Annotated in this window: 13 protein-coding genes; 12 read left to right on the top strand and 1 reads right to left on the bottom strand. The window is 45.6% G+C overall.

The genetic code is table 11. The features are described 5' to 3' along the window. Positions 1-136 precede the first annotated feature (136 nt). On the top strand, positions 137-571 hold the full coding sequence (locus tag AYI87_RS14810; protein ID WP_144203381.1) for an organic hydroperoxide resistance protein: 435 nt from the start codon (positions 137-139) through the stop codon (positions 569-571). Positions 572-637: 66 nt separating this feature from the next. Here AYI87_RS14810 and AYI87_RS14815 read toward each other — a convergent pair whose 3' ends face one another. Continuing rightward, on the bottom strand, positions 638-1,579 hold the full coding sequence (locus AYI87_RS14815) for a LysR family transcriptional regulator (protein ID WP_144203383.1): 942 nt from the start codon (positions 1,577-1,579) through the stop codon (positions 638-640). A gap of 138 nt (positions 1,580-1,717) precedes the next feature. Between AYI87_RS14815 and AYI87_RS14820 the strand changes: the two genes are divergently transcribed. From AYI87_RS14820 to AYI87_RS14870, 11 genes are all read left to right on the top strand, one after another. Next, positions 1,718-1,966: a hypothetical protein gene (locus AYI87_RS14820; RefSeq protein ID WP_144203385.1), complete on the top strand. Its 249-nt coding sequence runs from the start codon at positions 1,718-1,720 to the stop codon at positions 1,964-1,966. A 1-nt stretch (position 1,967) separates the two neighbouring features. Then, a complete protein-coding gene (locus AYI87_RS14825; protein WP_011865049.1) occupies positions 1,968-2,900 on the top strand; it encodes a sodium-dependent bicarbonate transport family permease in 933 nt (310 codons plus the stop codon). A gap of 9 nt (positions 2,901-2,909) precedes the next feature. Further along, a complete protein-coding gene (gene purE / locus AYI87_RS14830; protein WP_144203387.1) occupies positions 2,910-3,392 on the top strand; it encodes a 5-(carboxyamino)imidazole ribonucleotide mutase in 483 nt (160 codons plus the stop codon). Next, a complete protein-coding gene (locus tag AYI87_RS14835; RefSeq protein WP_144203389.1) occupies positions 3,392-4,489 on the top strand; it encodes a 5-(carboxyamino)imidazole ribonucleotide synthase in 1,098 nt (365 codons plus the stop codon). The genes purE and AYI87_RS14835 overlap by 1 nt, the downstream gene beginning before the upstream one ends. 760 nt (positions 4,490-5,249) lie before the next feature. After that, entirely contained in the window at positions 5,250-6,836 is a 1,587-nt protein-coding gene (locus AYI87_RS14840; RefSeq protein ID WP_144203391.1) for an AAA family ATPase, read from the top strand. Positions 6,837-6,873: 37 nt separating this feature from the next. Then, complete coding sequence (locus tag AYI87_RS14845) at positions 6,874-10,323, top strand: AAA domain-containing protein (RefSeq protein WP_144203393.1); 3,450 nt, start codon at positions 6,874-6,876, stop codon at positions 10,321-10,323. Next, a complete protein-coding gene (locus tag AYI87_RS14850; protein WP_144203395.1) occupies positions 10,316-11,992 on the top strand; it encodes a hypothetical protein in 1,677 nt (558 codons plus the stop codon). The genes AYI87_RS14845 and AYI87_RS14850 overlap by 8 nt, the downstream gene beginning before the upstream one ends. Continuing rightward, the gene (locus tag AYI87_RS14855) at positions 11,992-14,274 is read left to right on the top strand and encodes a hypothetical protein (protein WP_144203397.1); all 2,283 of its coding nucleotides are present in this window, start codon (positions 11,992-11,994) and stop codon (positions 14,272-14,274) included. The genes AYI87_RS14850 and AYI87_RS14855 overlap by 1 nt, the downstream gene beginning before the upstream one ends. Beyond that, positions 14,267-14,476, top strand: a complete 210-nt coding sequence (locus tag AYI87_RS14860; protein ID WP_144203398.1) for a DUF2997 domain-containing protein — start codon at positions 14,267-14,269, stop codon at positions 14,474-14,476. Before AYI87_RS14855 ends, AYI87_RS14860 begins: the two co-directional genes overlap by 8 nt. Continuing rightward, positions 14,476-14,982, top strand: coding sequence for a hypothetical protein (locus tag AYI87_RS14865; protein ID WP_144203400.1), 507 nt, complete (start codon positions 14,476-14,478; stop codon positions 14,980-14,982). The genes AYI87_RS14860 and AYI87_RS14865 overlap by 1 nt, the downstream gene beginning before the upstream one ends. A 1-nt stretch (position 14,983) precedes the next feature. Next, positions 14,984-15,577, top strand: a complete 594-nt coding sequence (locus tag AYI87_RS14870) for a 4Fe-4S single cluster domain-containing protein (RefSeq protein ID WP_144203402.1) — start codon at positions 14,984-14,986, stop codon at positions 15,575-15,577. The last annotated feature ends 67 nt before the right edge of the window (positions 15,578-15,644 follow it).

Here is a 15,644-nt window from a genome sequence, read left to right on the forward strand (position 1 = left end):
AAATGAATTGCGCGCAATTTAAATTGCATTCTTATTCGTATTCAAGAGTCGTACTCAAGAGTCGTAATCAAGAGTGCACTCTAAATTGCAAAAAGCACTTTGCTTTCAATGAACCTATTCGAAATGAGGAAAGACCATGAAGACTTTATATGAGACTCAAGCCACTGCGAGCGCCGGACGTAACGGACTGGTGACGACAGACGACGGTAAGCTGTCTATTGCCCTTAGCTATCCTAAAGAGATGGGGGGCAGCGGCGAGGCGAGCAACCCTGAGCAGCTATTTGCGGCGGGCTATAGCGCGTGTTTATCCAATGCCATTCTGCATGTGGCCAGAGAAGCCAAGGTGAAGCTGACGCAGGCGCCGGTTACCGCTAAGGTGGGCATTGGCGCTCGCGCAGAAGGTGGCTTCGGCCTTACCGTGGCCCTGAGTGTTGAGCTGGCGGTATCAGAGGAGTTATCTCAGGAGCAAGCCGCAGAGCTGGTAAGGACGGCCCATCAGGTCTGCCCATACTCTAACGCCGTGCGCAACAACATTGATGTTGCGCTAACTGTGAATGGCCAGTCTCTGTAACTAGCTAGCTACTCTAGCTTATTAGCTAATTCCTGGCTGGCAGCCCCAGATGATAGTGTGAACACCCTAAAGCCTGTGTTTTGCCAGCTCGGTGAGTAGCATCTCACGTCCCTCGCTTTCCACATGGGTCAAGAAGGCCTGAGCGATCGCCGAGGGACGTTTTGATTTAAGCCAGAGAAAATACCAGTTGGAGTTAATCGGCAGCTCCTTCACATTCAGCTGCGCCAGTCCGGTATTGCCGCCGAAAGCCAGGGTATGGGCCGAGAGAATACTGACGCCCAGCCCAGACATGACCGAGTGTTTGATCGCCTCGTTACTCTCTATGGTCATCTTGACGTTAAGCTTCACCCCCTGTTTCGCCATGAAACGCTCAATCGCCAAACGTGTGCCCGAGCCATTTTCACGCATCAAGAAGGGGGCCTCACAGAGCTCGGCTAACGAAACGCCATCCTGACTGACTAAGGGATGATTCTCCTGGGCTATGGCCACCAAGGGGTTATTGAAGAATTCGATACTCTCTGTGTTGAGATCTGCCGGTGGATGACTGAACACGTAGAAGTCGTCGATCCCCTGTTTGAGGCGCTCGATGATCTGCTGGCGGTTGCCCACATTGAGCTGCACTGCGACATTGGGGTAGCGCTCACAGAAGGGGCCAAGCAGATGGGGAATAAAGTATTTCGAGGTGGTCACCACAGCCAGCCGCAGGGTACCCGATTTGAGCTCCCCCATGTCCGAGAGCGACATCTCAAGTCTCGCAAAGCTATCGAGGATCTCTGTGGCCGATTTAACCACCTCCAGCCCCGCCTCGGTAAACACGACCTTGCGACCCACTATGTTATACAGGGGGAAACCTATCACATCGGCGAGCTTCTTGAGCTGCATCGAGATGGTGGGCTGAGTGAGGTGCAGGGTCTCGGCGGCGCCGCTGACGCTGCCGCTATCATAGACAGCCAGCAAGATCTCCATCTGCCTGAGAGTACCAAGATGTGCCTGTAGTCTGAGGGACATAGTCGTTCCATGTATAGATTTTTGTCTATATAAAAACATAAAAATATCTATTTTTATATATAAATTGTTTTTGGCAAGATCGCTCCAGTTAAAAGAACACCGAATTTTTCGCGGTATCAGTCGTAAACGGGGGATCTTATGAAACAGTTAACTCAGCTTGTCCTGGCAGAAAAACAATCACTCTTTAGCCTAGTCGTGGGCCTGGTGGTGACCACGCTGGCGTTTGCCACCATGAGGGAAGGGCACAACGGTATGGGGCTGCTGGTTGTCGGTCTTGGCCTGATCTCACTGACCTTGGTCTCCATCGCCGCTAAGCTGTCCTCTAAGCTCTCGAATAGGCGCCGCACCGTAAAGCCTACCACTCGCCTGCAAGTAAAGGGCGCCTAAGATGCAGCTAGATATCACCATCGCCTTCTTTATCCTGGGCGCGCTAGCCACACTGATCCGCTCAGACATTCAGTTTCCCAAGGCGCTCTATCAGAGTCTGACCCTGTTCCTCATGCTGGCCATCGGCCTCAAAGGGGGCGTGGCTCTGTCAAAATATGGCTCCATGGCGCTGCTGCCACAATCCTTGCTGGTGATTGGCATGGGGTTGATTATTCCACTGATCGCCTTTCCCATTCTGCGCTATATCGGTCAGCTTAAGCTTGAAGATGCGGCCTCAATTGCCGCCCACTATGGTTCGGTCAGCATAGGCACCTATGCGGTGGCCGTGGCGTTTCTCGAGGCGCAAGGCATAAGCTACGAGGCCTATTTCCCGCTGTTTGTGGTATTGCTGGAGATCCCTGCCATCGCCGTGGGTATCGCCCTGGCCAGACGCTCGGGGACTAACCTTAAGTGGCGCACGCTTATCCATGAGGTGTTCTGCAACCAGAGCCTAGTGCTGCTGGTTGGCGCACTGATCATCGGCTACTTCTGGGCCGAGCGCATCGAGGGGGTGACCCCGCTCTTCTTCAACCTGTTCCATGGTGTGCTGGCCCTCTTCCTGCTGGAGATGGGGATGCTTGCCGCAAGCCGTCTAAAAGAGCTGAAGCAGATGGGTAACTTCATGTTGGCATTCGGCGTCTTCATGCCACTGATCGGTGGCTTGCTAGGCAGTATTCTTGGCTTACAGATGGGGCTGTCGAGCGGCGGCGCCACTCTGCTGGCGGTGCTGGGGGCGAGCGCCTCATACATAGCGGTGCCTGCGGCCATGCGGGTCGCGATTCCCGAGGCGAATCAGAGTCTGTCTATCACCTATTCACTGGCAATTACTTTTCCGTTCAACGTATTGGTGGGCATACCTACCTATGCGCTGTTCACCTATTGGTTATCAAATTAAGAGGCACGTATGAATAAAGCAAGAGTAGCAATCATCATGGGTTCACAGAGCGATTGGCCGACCATGAAAAATGCCACCACAGTCCTGGATGCCCTGGGGATCGCCTACAGCAAACAGGTCGTATCGGCGCATCGCACCCCAGAGCGTCTGGTGAGCTTCAGCCATGGCGCGGCCGACGAAGGGATCGAGGTGATCATCGCAGGTGCTGGCGGCGCGGCGCATCTGCCGGGCATGACGGCCGCCATGACACATCTGCCGGTGATTGCGGTGCCCGTGATGAGCAAGGCGCTAAAAGGGATGGACAGCCTACTGTCTATCGTGCAGATGCCAAAAGGCGTTGCGGTAGCGACTCAGGCAATTGGCGATTCAGGCGCCTTCAACGCTGGCCTGATGGCGGCGCAAATTTTAGCCCTGGGTGATAGCGAACTGACCCAGCGTCTATGTGACTGGCGTGCCAGCCAAACCTCAGGTGTGCCAGTGGAGGTAGAATAATGCGCATCGGCATTATTGGTTGTGGTCAGCTGGCGCGCATGATGGCGCTGGCGGGCATTCCATTAGGGCTGAAATTCAGTTTCGTCGCCGATGGCGGCCCTGATACGGATCTCAGCTGCGTCGAGGGCCTCGGCCCTGTGGCGTACTGGCAGCCGGGGCAGAGTGTCAGCGCCCTCTATGAAGCCTTGGGCACACCCGAGGTGATCACGGTCGAAAAAGAGCAGGTGGATCTCGAGCTCGTTCGTGCGCTCGAAGCCCACTGCACCATCAGACCGAATGTCGATAGCATCGCCAAGTGCAAGAGCCGCATCCATGAAAAGCAGCTATTAGCCGAGTTTGGTATTCCCTGCGCGCCCTTTACCTATGATGTCAGCCTCGAGGAGAGTGCCAAGACCTTAGGTTATCCCATGGTGATAAAGTCCCTCGACGAAGGCTATGACGGTAAGAACCAATGGGTGGTGCGTAGCGATGAGGAGCTTGCTAGCGTTGCACCTGATCTTAAACAAGGTCATTACTTAGCCGAGCAATGGATCCCTTTCGATGCTGAGGTGTCTATCATAGGTGTGCGTAGTGCAAGCGGTGAGGTGAGTTGTTATCCCCTTACCGAGAATCAACACCAAAACGGTATTCTGCTGCGCTCAATGGCGCCCGCCAGAGGATTAAGTGCCGAGATGGTGCAGCAAGCGCAAACTTATATGACCAAGCTGCTGGAAGCACAGCAGTATGTCGGCGTGCTCGCCATGGAACTGTTTGTGGTGGGTGATAAGCTGCTGGTCAACGAGTTGGCGCCAAGGGTGCACAACAGCGGTCACTGGACTCAGCTCGGCGCCCAAACCTGCCAGTTTGAGAACCACATTCGCGCCGTCGCTGGACTCGCCCTGGGAGCAACCTTGGCCATAGGTAAGACCGGCATGCTGAATCTGTTAGGTGTGGTTGCACCGCCAATGGATGCCCTAAGCAGCAATGCCAGCCTGCACTGGTACAATAAGGCCGCTAAGCCCAATCGCAAGCTGGGACACATCAACTTCATGGTGGATGACTACGCCCAACTGGCCAACCAGATGCAAAGCGTCGAGCAGTCGCTGGTGAAGTGCTAGGCTAAGTGATTCATGTGCAAGCACGAGATTGGTGTCTAAGATTTAGCTTCTAAGCGTCTTAAACCGATAATGAAAAAGCCCCGACAATACCTGCCGGGGCTTTTTTGTCTTTGATTTTAAGCCGGTAAATAGACTTGCTGCCTGCGCTTAAAAAGCGATAGATACAAAAAAGCCGCTAAACCCGTCTGGTAAGGGCTTAGCGGCCTTTGAAGGTTATCGCTAACCTGATGTTGGTGGGGCGGCGGAATCTGTATTTGTTGTTTATGGTTATGATAAGTAAGTAATAAGTAAAAAAGTAATAATCTAAAAATACTAAAACCAGTACTATAGAAAAACCATTTAAAACGAGTTAAATCAACAGGTTAATGATTTAGGTTCAGTTCCCTTTTTAGGTGGCTCTAACATATTTTTAACCGCATGATTTTATGTGACTATTTTTTAGCGTGAAAAATCCTGGAAATTTAACTGGCGTCTAAAAAGTCAATTTGGCATTTGTTAGCTATATAATCCGCTCTAGTTGATTATAGATGTATCTGATTCTGTTCGGAACCGGTCGATGAAGGGGGGGGAGCTTAAAGCAATAATGTGATTTTCAGCCAAAAGAACACAGATGAACTTGGCGCCTATGGGGCAATGCATCGAAGTGTTTTGAGATGCGCATAACGTAACTGGTAAGCTATTCAAAAATTTGTAGTATTAAAATGTTAATTGGCTAATAATCTGTGTAAAGGAAACGCAATAACAGGGATTTAGAGCATAAATGGATTTCCTCTCCAGTTTTAAGGTCAATATTCAAGCATCCGCAGCTATCATCCAAGTAATCAGTAACGAAACGCTTCGAATTCGAGCGAGTTGTATTGATGCTGCTTCTGAGTTGACCAGAAATCTCTACGTTTGGAATAATGCACAAGGAATGCGACGATATGAATTTCATACTAACGGTTGGACATCGTTATCGGATAAAGACCAGCCTCAAGAGGTCTTAGAGTGGCTGCTTGACGAAGACGAAGATGATGTAACTAATAGCATTATACTGTTAGAGGATTTTCATCACTTTCTCAATGAATATTCAATCGTTAGCCGACTACGAGCCTTTGCGATTGCCGTTGCTGGACGAGAGGTCAACGGTGTAACCGCGGTATTGTCGCAGCCTATTCCCTTATTGCCTCCCGAGTTAGAGAAAGAAGTTCAAGTGATGGACATGCCTCTGCCGGATGTGAATAACTTGAATAAACTGATGCAGCAGGCCCGTGATCGATATCATATCCATGAGCGGGATTATCAGGAAAGTTCATCCCTTATTGAAGCTGCATTGGGTCTCTCAACCAGTGAAGCTCAACTGGCATTTGCAAAAGCCGCGTGTAATTACAAACGTCTCACCGAAGCGGAAATCCCTTTCATTGTGAAAGAGAAGGAACAAGTGATTCGTAAAAGCGGTCATCTTGAGTATTTCCATCCAGTCTCGACCTTAGATGATATCGGTGGTCTAGATAATCTTAAATCTTGGTTGAATCGTCGTCGCCAGTCTTTTAGCAAAGATGCCTGTGAGTTTGGATTAGAAGCGCCGAGGGGAGTGTTGTTACTTGGCCTGCCTGGTACAGGCAAAAGTCTTGCGGCTAAGGCCGTCGCTAATGCCTGGCAACTGCCTTTACTCAGACTCGATATGGGTAAAATTTACGGTGGGATAGTCGGACAATCGGAAGCTAATATCCGATCGGCATTGCAAACTGCAGAAGCGTTGGCTCCGAGTATTCTTTGGGTGGATGAGATAGAAAAAGGGTTATCCGGAATGCAGAGTTCGGGGGCCACTGATGGTGGGACGACCTCCAGAGTTTTGGGGACTTTTTTAACGTGGATGCAGGAAAAGAAAAAGTCCGTTTTTGTCGTAGCTACCGCAAATCACATAGCTCAGCTTCCACCCGAGTTACTTCGTAAGGGCCGAGTCGATGAAATCTTTTTTGTTGACCTGCCTGTACAAGTAGAACGAAAAGAAATTATATCTATTCATCTTAAACGTCGAAACCGACTTGATGATTTTTCTGATATTGAGTTGGAAGAAATCGCTTTTGCGTGCAAGGGCTTCACGGGGGCGGAATTGGAGGAGGCTGTTAAAGAGGCAATGTTCCTTGCTTTTGATGAGGGCCACCAGCTGAGTAAATCCGACATTATGACTGCAATTCGCTCTACATCTCCTTTATCTCTCACCATGGACGAAATGATTGAGAATACCCGAGAATGGGCTAAAGGGCGTGCTGTAAGGGCCAGCTCAGCAGAACCGGAACTTCTAGAAAAGCCAAGATTAAAAAAGCCTCGACTGAGACAGGAAGGCGAAAATCCATTTATTTAAGTAAGTTGTTTTAACTTGGGAAGGATCCCCAGATGTTATGGTAAATCCGTTTTTTACTGCACTTGAACAGAATTTAGCATTCGAAGATTTAGAGTTGGCTGAACAAACCAGCAAAGTGTTAACGCCTTTCAAGCATTATCTCGATAACAGCATTAAGGCATTAGAGAACAAAGAGGTTAGTTGTGAGTGGAGACCCATTGCTAACACTCGTTATAAGTTAACACCAGACAAGCGGATTTGGCAGCTATTGCCCGTTAGTAAGATAGAAATTGATGTTGGGCAAGTTGGTTGGTATGAAGTTTTGTATGTTGACGGAGAGCGACCTAATGGTGATTTCAACCCTGATGAAGCTGCTCCTATCTATCAAGGAAAAGGAAAGGGACGCATAGAGCTGACGGTGCCAGAAAACGGTTATCGTCCGACGCCCGACTTCCAACTCTACCTGCCGAATTTACAAATTAACGATGACCAAATTTCATGGTGCGGATATCAACTTGAGCTCCGTCCATTAGCCATTCAAATGCATGATATCCGTACTGTTCATGTCGATGGCTTCGAATTCAAAGTTAGGCTGCAGCGCGAAAATCAACTTTCCGTTGAAGGGCATGTAACACCTAATAGCAATCTCTCTATTGATGGGAAAAACACAGCTTTTATTGTAATTGAATCTCTTAACGATTCAATGCTGTCAAAGTGGCACGCTAGGCGTAATGGTTCGGATTGGTTGTTATTTTCTACGAAACGTCCAGATATCCAGAAGCATGAACTTAAGGACGTTACGGCCCAGCAACTATCGAAATTAAGTTGTGCACACTTTGAATATCAGAATGTTGGGTTGGCGTTAGAACAATGGTCCATGCGGGCGGACTCTCAGCAGCTAATACTTGAAAGCATCGGAACAAGTGAATTAAATCAAGTTGATAAATTAACTTGCCCTTCATTTCCAGAGCTTGCTTGGTCTTTAGAGTCTTCCAAAGTTGAAGAGAAATGGATCCAACTCTATGAAAAGGAGGGATCTGATGATAGCGGCAAATCTGATCTGGACTATTTCTTTGATGATACTCAAAACGTCAAAATTCTTGATCCAACGCAACGAAAAAACGACGATGGCTATAGGGTTATAAGTGCCAGAACTGAAGAGCGCCAGTTGTTACTTGCTGTTAATACTCGCGGTAAAAAAAGCTTTAAAAGCGTTTACCCTTCCGAGAAAGGAAAACTACGCGAGATCAGAGTTAGTGTTGATACTTCGCAGCTAAAGCGTCAGAAAGATGCAATTAACAGTTTGATGAGGCGTCCTGCAAGCGGTCACTGGCCATTAATTCATTTACTACAAGATCGCGCAAAGGCTAATTGGGCAGATGTTCCCCCAGTTCAAGAGTCAACAATCAGTTGGAAGGTGCTTACTGACCCTAAATTTGATGGTTGTGATCGCCAACGGGAGTTTGTCGCTAAGGCATTGGCTAATAAAGACTTCACTATTTTAGATGGCCCTCCGGGGACGGGAAAAACGACCACCATTTTAGAACTCATCATTCAACTTGTTATTCAAGGTAAACGCGTGTTGTTATCTGCATCTACGCATGCGGCAATTAACAATGTGTTAGAGCGTGTAAAAGAAAATGCGACTCTTTCAGAACATATTTTTCCATTGCGTATTGGAGATAAGGGTAAAGCCACCGGAGTCGAGGAGTTTCAGTTTGATGAGTTGCTTAAGGAACTTCAAGGGCAAAGTGGATGTGAAAGATTAAGCAAACAGTTGATGGTTGATTCCTCGAATCTCGTTTGTGGAACAACAATCGGAATTTTGAGTTTATTTAACGATCGAGATGTCATGTTAGACCGCGGTGATCCGCCGTTTGATGTGATGATCATTGATGAGTGTAGTAAAACGACGTTTCAAGAGTTTTTGGTACCAGCTAGGTTTGCTAAAAGATGGGTTTTGGTTGGCGACATTCGCCAATTATCACCATTTACTGATAGGGAACAAATCGTAGCTAATCTCGATAATCTGATGCTTGAGCCTCCGCGAAAAAATTTCGATGGCACATATTTATCTGGAGCTGTGCAACAAGCCTGTTGGCTGTTGGATGAACTGCGAGGCGGTATTCACAATGATACTACTTATGCCCAACCGATGTTATTGCCAGTATCGCATGTCGTGTTAGCTGCATTGTTAGCTGAAATTAATTCTCGCAGAGTCAGTAAGCAATACGCTCAAGGATTAGAAAATATCTTGTTAATTTCTGATCGTCTAAAACAAAATGACAGACAACTGGTTAATGTTGAATCACTGAAGCAGGCACCTTGGCATATGTATTCATGCGGTCTTTGCTTTGTGGATGAAGTTGTGGTGAATGAGATTCAGTATCTTCTACCAGCAGATGCTGTACTCCTTCATCCTGCTTGGATGCGTACGTCTCATGCCGCCGCTCATAGAGTGAGTGGTACTAATGCTCGACCGTTTAAGATAAAAAACAACGAATACAAAGAAACCGCGCATATAAACAGGGAATTACTGGATCGGTTAGATAGTACTAAATGGTCAGAAGAGGTGTGTTGGCGATTAGAGCGAGAATACTGGCTGCGACTTTCCTCGAATGACAGGTTACGCAATCGGTATATAAAAACTTTAAATAGGCTCTTTCCCAAGAGTGTAAACGCTGATGGTCGTATCCATGTTTTGAAGAATATTGCTTTCCCTTCGATTCTTGAGGCTTTGTCTGGAGATGGGTTAGTTAAGCGCAAGAATGATGAGCCAACTACATTGAATCAAGGGTTTGGAGCGATTGAAAAAGCGGGGCGCCATACGACGTTAACGTACCAACATCGCATGCATCCGGATATATCCAAATTTCCTCGACAGCAGTTTTATCCGAAAGGTGTTTTAGCCGATGGAAGCAAGACAACAGCTGATCGAATGTGGGACTTCTCTCGATATTCTTCGCGGAATATGTGGATAGATGTACCCGGCCAAGCTCCTCAAGGTAATAGCAGAAAAGAAGAGGTGCAGGTCCTAATTACGGAGTTGAAGGCCTTTTGTGATTGGGCCAGTGGTAAATCTAAAAATAGAAAAGGAGAACCTTTTGATATTGCGATCCTGACTTTTTATAAAGGGCAGGAAAAAGCCCTAAGAGAGGCGCTAAAAAAACTACCAGATAACAAAGACCGGTATGCCAGATTTCAGTACAAGGGTATCTCTATAAAACTTGCTACCGTTGATTACTTTCAGGGGCAGGAAGCAGATGTGGTGATGTTGTCGATGGTTAATACGAATCGCGACGGCTTCATGGATTCACCTAACAGGCTTAATGTTTCCATCACTCGAGCTCGGTACCAACTTGTAATCGTTGGCCACTATGAATATTTCAGTTCCAAAACTCGTACTGATGAATTAAAAAATTTGGCAACATCTTGTCAGGTGATTCACTCAAACCGAGGGAGTCGATCATCGAAAGGTGAGCAGAAACGGAATTCAAAAAATGACTAATAATATCTCTGCGCTAAAAGGTGAAAAGTCACCCAAAGGTGGAAACATAAAACCAGAAAATGTAGCTCAACGTAGCCAGTTCTTCCTAACGCTACGCCGTTCTATAAAGTTAAAACGCTATCCAATCATTGCCAAAGTATGTTTTCTACGTGAGCGTCCAGACCTTGTTTCGCTGCTAACGACCGTAAAAGATGGAACAGTATCAATCTCCCCTCGTTTAAGTTCATATTTAAAGAAAGAGCAGCTTTGGGATTCGGGACTTACCAAGAAAGGGAAGGCTGTACTTGATTCAGGACTGTATGAATCTGAAGAGAGATGCCTTTACCATGTTTGGTACACCGACCATGATTCACTTCTAGGCTCTCGACCGGTATTAATGCAGAGAGATACTGCTTTCTCTGAACCCAATTTTAACATTTTGAAAAAAGGAAGAGATGCCTCCGATTCCGAATTCGCGGTGAGTGAGTCTGTTAATCTCGCGGTGCTTGAAGAGCAATTAACGGATAGCAGGAGATCTAAGCTTGAAAACAAAACGTTGCCATTAGTGTCTTTAAACCCCGAGGTGATTGGTGTAGCTCAAAAAACTTCACAGCTTGAGTTGGAGTGGAAGCTTGGTTTCTCACAGTCAGTTCTTAAACTGGCTGGTTCATTAGATGTGCTTTCGTTTAACAACAAACCCGGAAATCATAACAATCCTTATTCTCGTCCTGAAGAGATACGCTTGTCGATTGACGGTTATGGCAGCAAATTAAGCGTAATAATGAATAGCATCGCCCAAAAATTTAATGGCCATTGGCAAGAAAATGATGGTCGTTTAGCCGTCCCGTTGGCAATGGTTGAACGCTACCCCTCAGCGGTACAAAATTTTCAAATTGGCAGTTATAGCCAAGCTTCACTTGAAGCTGAATGTGGTACATTTCAGTCGTTACAAGCAGTGCGGATTCCTATTCAGCCTCTAACTCAAACTGATGCTAATGATTGGCATCAGTTCTGGGTTCAAGATTACTATGGAAAGTCTTATTGTTCATCGACTGAGGCTCGAAAGCGCCAATCTGCGTGGTTGGATCACCCCGCATTGAATGAATTCGAACTACCACTTAAAGAACAACGTGATTTGCTGAATTCGCTATCTAAAGAAGCAACTCCTGAAGCGTACTGGCATATTTCAGCGATGGCTGATTTGACACCGAGTAAAAGTACAAAACTTCGCATGCCTATCAGTTTTATGAATGGCGAACCTTTGGAATTGAAAGGGTTAATTAGACAATTGGTTGGTAATGCTGAAATTGATCATGCCATTTATTCTGATCGCTACGTTCATACATCACGGCATTATCGGAATTTGTCAGCAATCGCTGATTGCTTACCTGACACCGATGGACTTCTACTTACGCTTTCCCCTAAAGAAGGAAAAATTAGTCGGTTACCGGAAAATTGGGCACGTGAATTTTTTGAAAAGAATAGCGATAATCATGGTCGTTATTTGGTTTTGATAAATATGGGGCGCGTCTGGTGCTGGGAATGTACATCAGGACTGGATTGTATTCGTGAATCTGAAGGCGGATATGTCATCGATGGTTCTCCAACCTTTATCCCTAAAGAGAGCCAAGAACTGCCAAAATATTTACGAGATAGAGTGAACGCTCTTTGCTCGATGGAGGAATGTTAATGACAAGGATTGTTCCCCGCCAAGAAGAATTTCGAATTAGCTATCAACAAGAATGCTTGGCTGATGTGTTTTTTCAACAAGACTCCGATGCTGACTTTAGTGATGCATTGTCACTAGTTGATTCGCAACAACTGGCTCAGATTGTCGACGATGCTCGTCAGACATTGCTTCTTGCATGCGACCAACTAAAAGATTCAAAGGTAATTGATGCACTAAGGAAGCAAGCTGATAAAGGGCTGCGTATTTATTTGTTGTTAGGAAATGAGCAAAAAAATCAATTAACCATTGAGGCGCTGTCTGGTCGTTGCCTAATTAGATGCGGAGTTGCTCAACAGGGTGTATTGTTGATCCGAGATCATGCTACAACAAAGGCTCACGGTTTATTGTTAACCTCAATTGCGCCGGTTTTAAGCTCTCAGAATGAGGGATGGGCAATTGGTTTAGAATCTCAGCAAATTGATGATAGCTTCCGTAGTTTCTGTAAGTTGTTTTGGGAAGAGACAAGTGCGGAATATTTAAAGCAGAACAATCGCCAGAGCAGTGTAGCGAACCCCGATGGAAGCATAATCACCAATCATTCGTATCAGCTTCATGGCAAATTACTCGATGGGCTGAGTGATACACTGCCGACGATTAGCGCTATAAGTAACAATGACTTCGTGGTTCAAGCTGTAGAGTCTCGAATACTGTTAAATTCAAACTCTAACTTGATTAGAGATAAGGCTAGAGAAGGAGTTACGTTAAGCGACCGCTATATTCCCTCGCTACTCTTTTCTAACGAGCATTGCTGGTTATTACCTGATACTACCGATTTAGCCAGTGTTAACTGGTGCTTGAAGTTGTCTTACTCACAAAGTTTAAGATTAATAGAAGCATATAATCGTGCTGTTAAATTGGCGGCCTGGCAATTTCTTCCGGCAATTGAAATGCAAAAGTTACCTGCTCAACAACGACTAAAATTTGCTGATCAGGTAGAACTTATTTGTACCGTCGAACAAGTTCGTAACATTTCACTTCCTGATATTCATGCTCAGAGCATAGAAAGCTTTCTAAAGGATGATGCTGAGAAATTGGCGTCATCATTGACGCAGTTGCAGCGGGAGTTATTGGCTCAGTATATTGATTACAGCGTAAACATCTTTCCTCCATTTTGTCCCGATGATGCGCTACGTGATGAGCTCTACACAAAGTGGGATGAGTCTGAAAGTGAATGGCTAGTACAGTTGGATACATTGGTATCCTTACAGCAGAAAATTGATCAGAAACAAGCTGGTATTGCCGATACGTTGCGAGGTTTCATTAAAGGTTTTCTCCTAGGTCAAGGTCAGTCGATGAAATCTTTGAATCAGGAAATATCAGCGTTGAAAAATTGGTCTGTGATCAAAGCAAGTCCAGCCGAAAGGGAGTTACATCGCGATCATTTGATCGAGCTTCAAAATCGTATTATTCAGCGTGGTGAAGATACTCAACAAAAGATTGATGAAGCAAATCAAAATCAAGCTTGGGAGCAAAAATCGGCTGAATTGAAAATGAGCTTGGATGACAAGTTAAAAGCAGTTAAACAGAGGAAAACTACGCTTTCAGACCTAGAGTTAAATAAAGCAGAGTCTGCTTTAAACATCCGCAATGGTTTCCAAATCGCGTGGTCCCAAATCGCTCAACAACTAAATCACCAACAGCTCGAATCCATCGAGTTGGAAAAAATTGCTCTAACTGACTTTATGCCGTCATCGATGCCGGAAGATATAGATGAACGTCAGTCAATAGAGCAATTAGCAGCTCAACAGTTTTACCAGGCTAAAAAGCAAGCCATAGAAGCAATGAGTTCTGAAGATGCATCCAAATGGAAGGCCTCATTTAAAGAGAAAATCTGGAAGAAACATTACCGTGATTTTGATCGAGTGTTAGCGGACTACCATGAAGGATTGAAAAAATTAGAGCGTGACATTCAGGATGTAAAAGATGCCGTTGAGCGAAGTCAAAGGGAGTATCAACAGGTACAAAGCGCTATTGATGAACATGGAGCTTCATTTAAGTTTCAACCAATAAAAGCAGAGGATGCGTTCGCGAAGCAGTTAGGAATAACATGTAATCGTAGGATCATTAAAAATGAATTTAGCTGGCCAGATGAAGAGTTGCCTGCGGATATGACTGAATTACGTTGGGATGGGGAGAATCGCTTTTTAGTGCTGTTTGACACCGATCACTTACAGCAAGCTCTAATTGATGCTGAGCGACTAAATGCTCAACTCGTTTGCGATAGAAGGATTGTACATGCCTGAACAGAAAATTGTGTTAACGATAGATGAAGACAGTGCTATCACAGCGAAAACAAGTGGCTTTAAAGGCGAGAGTTGTTTGGAAGCGTTAGATAAGCTAATGGACTTAGAAGGCCTAGTGTGCAGCGTTAAAAAAACAGATGAATACAACCAGCAACTCGTCGGTAAAACATCTCAGATTCAATCTTTAAAAGGACGTTCCTGATGAGTGTAGTTATGAAAACGACCACACCGTTTGTCTTGGAGGATGTGCTTGTTACTGCGCTTACAAAAGTAGGCGCTGAACCCGAATTAGTAACTTCAGAGCTGATGGGGGGGCGCCAGCGCAACCAACTTCAGATTGGAGATATTCTGACGAATCGCCGAGACTATAATGGCCGCCAATTATTTCGTTTTGAACAGAACCGATGGATTCTGATGCATGATTCAGATGAGTATATTGTCAATTCTGGCAGTCGATTTGGCGACCGACGTTATACTGCGGTTGCTCGTTTTCTTGCTAATGTGGGCAACGAGTACAATATTGCTTATCAACAATATCTTGACGCTCAAGCTGAGGAAAAGCGTATTCGTTTGGAAGAAGAGCGAAAACAAAGAGTAGAAAGTATTCGTCAGCAGGCTATTGCCAAAGCTCGAGCTCAGGGGTATGCCGTAAAAGAGGGGCTTAATAGTAAAGGCCAGATCCAATTGGTACTCACCCGGATGGTTTGATATGGCTCTAGAGCACGGTGAATATTTCAACATCGCCCATATAGAATCTGGAAGTAAAATTTATGGTCCAGGGACAAGGTTTGTAATTTGGTTCCAAGGTTGTTCACTTGCTTGTAAAGGGTGTTGGAATAAACAGATGTGGTCAGTTAAGCGACATACGCTAATACATCGTGAAGAATTGCTTGAACTGATATTAGCTGAACCTGAAATTAGCGGTGTTTCATTTTTAGGGGGAGAGCCTTTAGAGCAAGCAGACAACCTGCTTTGGCTACTTAGTAAAATTCGAGCGACTAGCGACCTTACAACTTTTGTTTTTACTGGCTTCGAAGAGAATGAATTAGAAGACTTACAGTATGTCGACAGACTCTTTGAATTGTGCGATATGCTTGCTGTAGGACGTTACGAAGTGCAACGGCGAAATACTCTGCAACAGTGGATAGGATCAGACAATCAGAAAATTATATATCCCAAGGGCTCCCGAGAGTTTGAACCTCAGAAAATGGTCAATCAAGTGGAATTAATAATTGGAGATGATGCCAGTATTAGTATATTAGGCTTTCCTGATGAGGTTCTGGTTAGTGCGTTAGAAAAATGAATGTGTGAGCATTGCTATTCCTGCTACTTGTAGCAGGAATAGCTAATAAATCGACATTAAAAGGGTT

This window comes from Shewanella sp. KCT (genome assembly GCF_007636505.1).
Taxonomy (GTDB): Bacteria; Pseudomonadota; Gammaproteobacteria; order Enterobacterales; family Shewanellaceae; genus Shewanella; species Shewanella halotolerans.

Bases quoted from the DNA above. Each gene is read 5' to 3' on its own strand.
- AYI87_RS14865 (WP_144203400.1), top strand. From the start codon at position 14,476: ATGAGTGTAGTTATGAAAACGACCACACCGTTTGTCTTGGAGGATGTG.
- AYI87_RS14840 (WP_144203391.1), top strand. From the start codon at position 5,250: ATGGATTTCCTCTCCAGTTTTAAGGTCAATATTCAAGCATCCGCAGCT.
- AYI87_RS14820 (WP_144203385.1), top strand. From the start codon at position 1,718: ATGAAACAGTTAACTCAGCTTGTCCTGGCAGAAAAACAATCACTCTTT.
- AYI87_RS14870 (WP_144203402.1), top strand. From the start codon at position 14,984: ATGGCTCTAGAGCACGGTGAATATTTCAACATCGCCCATATAGAATCT.
- AYI87_RS14835 (WP_144203389.1), top strand. From the start codon at position 3,392: ATGCGCATCGGCATTATTGGTTGTGGTCAGCTGGCGCGCATGATGGCG.
- AYI87_RS14810 (WP_144203381.1), top strand. From the start codon at position 137: ATGAAGACTTTATATGAGACTCAAGCCACTGCGAGCGCCGGACGTAAC.
- AYI87_RS14845 (WP_144203393.1), top strand. From the start codon at position 6,874: ATGGTAAATCCGTTTTTTACTGCACTTGAACAGAATTTAGCATTCGAA.
- AYI87_RS14850 (WP_144203395.1), top strand. From the start codon at position 10,316: ATGACTAATAATATCTCTGCGCTAAAAGGTGAAAAGTCACCCAAAGGT.
- purE (WP_144203387.1), top strand. From the start codon at position 2,910: ATGAATAAAGCAAGAGTAGCAATCATCATGGGTTCACAGAGCGATTGG.
- AYI87_RS14855 (WP_144203397.1), top strand. From the start codon at position 11,992: ATGACAAGGATTGTTCCCCGCCAAGAAGAATTTCGAATTAGCTATCAA.
- AYI87_RS14860 (WP_144203398.1), top strand. From the start codon at position 14,267: ATGCCTGAACAGAAAATTGTGTTAACGATAGATGAAGACAGTGCTATC.
- AYI87_RS14825 (WP_011865049.1), top strand. From the start codon at position 1,968: ATGCAGCTAGATATCACCATCGCCTTCTTTATCCTGGGCGCGCTAGCC.
- AYI87_RS14815 (WP_144203383.1), bottom strand. From the start codon at position 1,579: ATGTCCCTCAGACTACAGGCACATCTTGGTACTCTCAGGCAGATGGAG.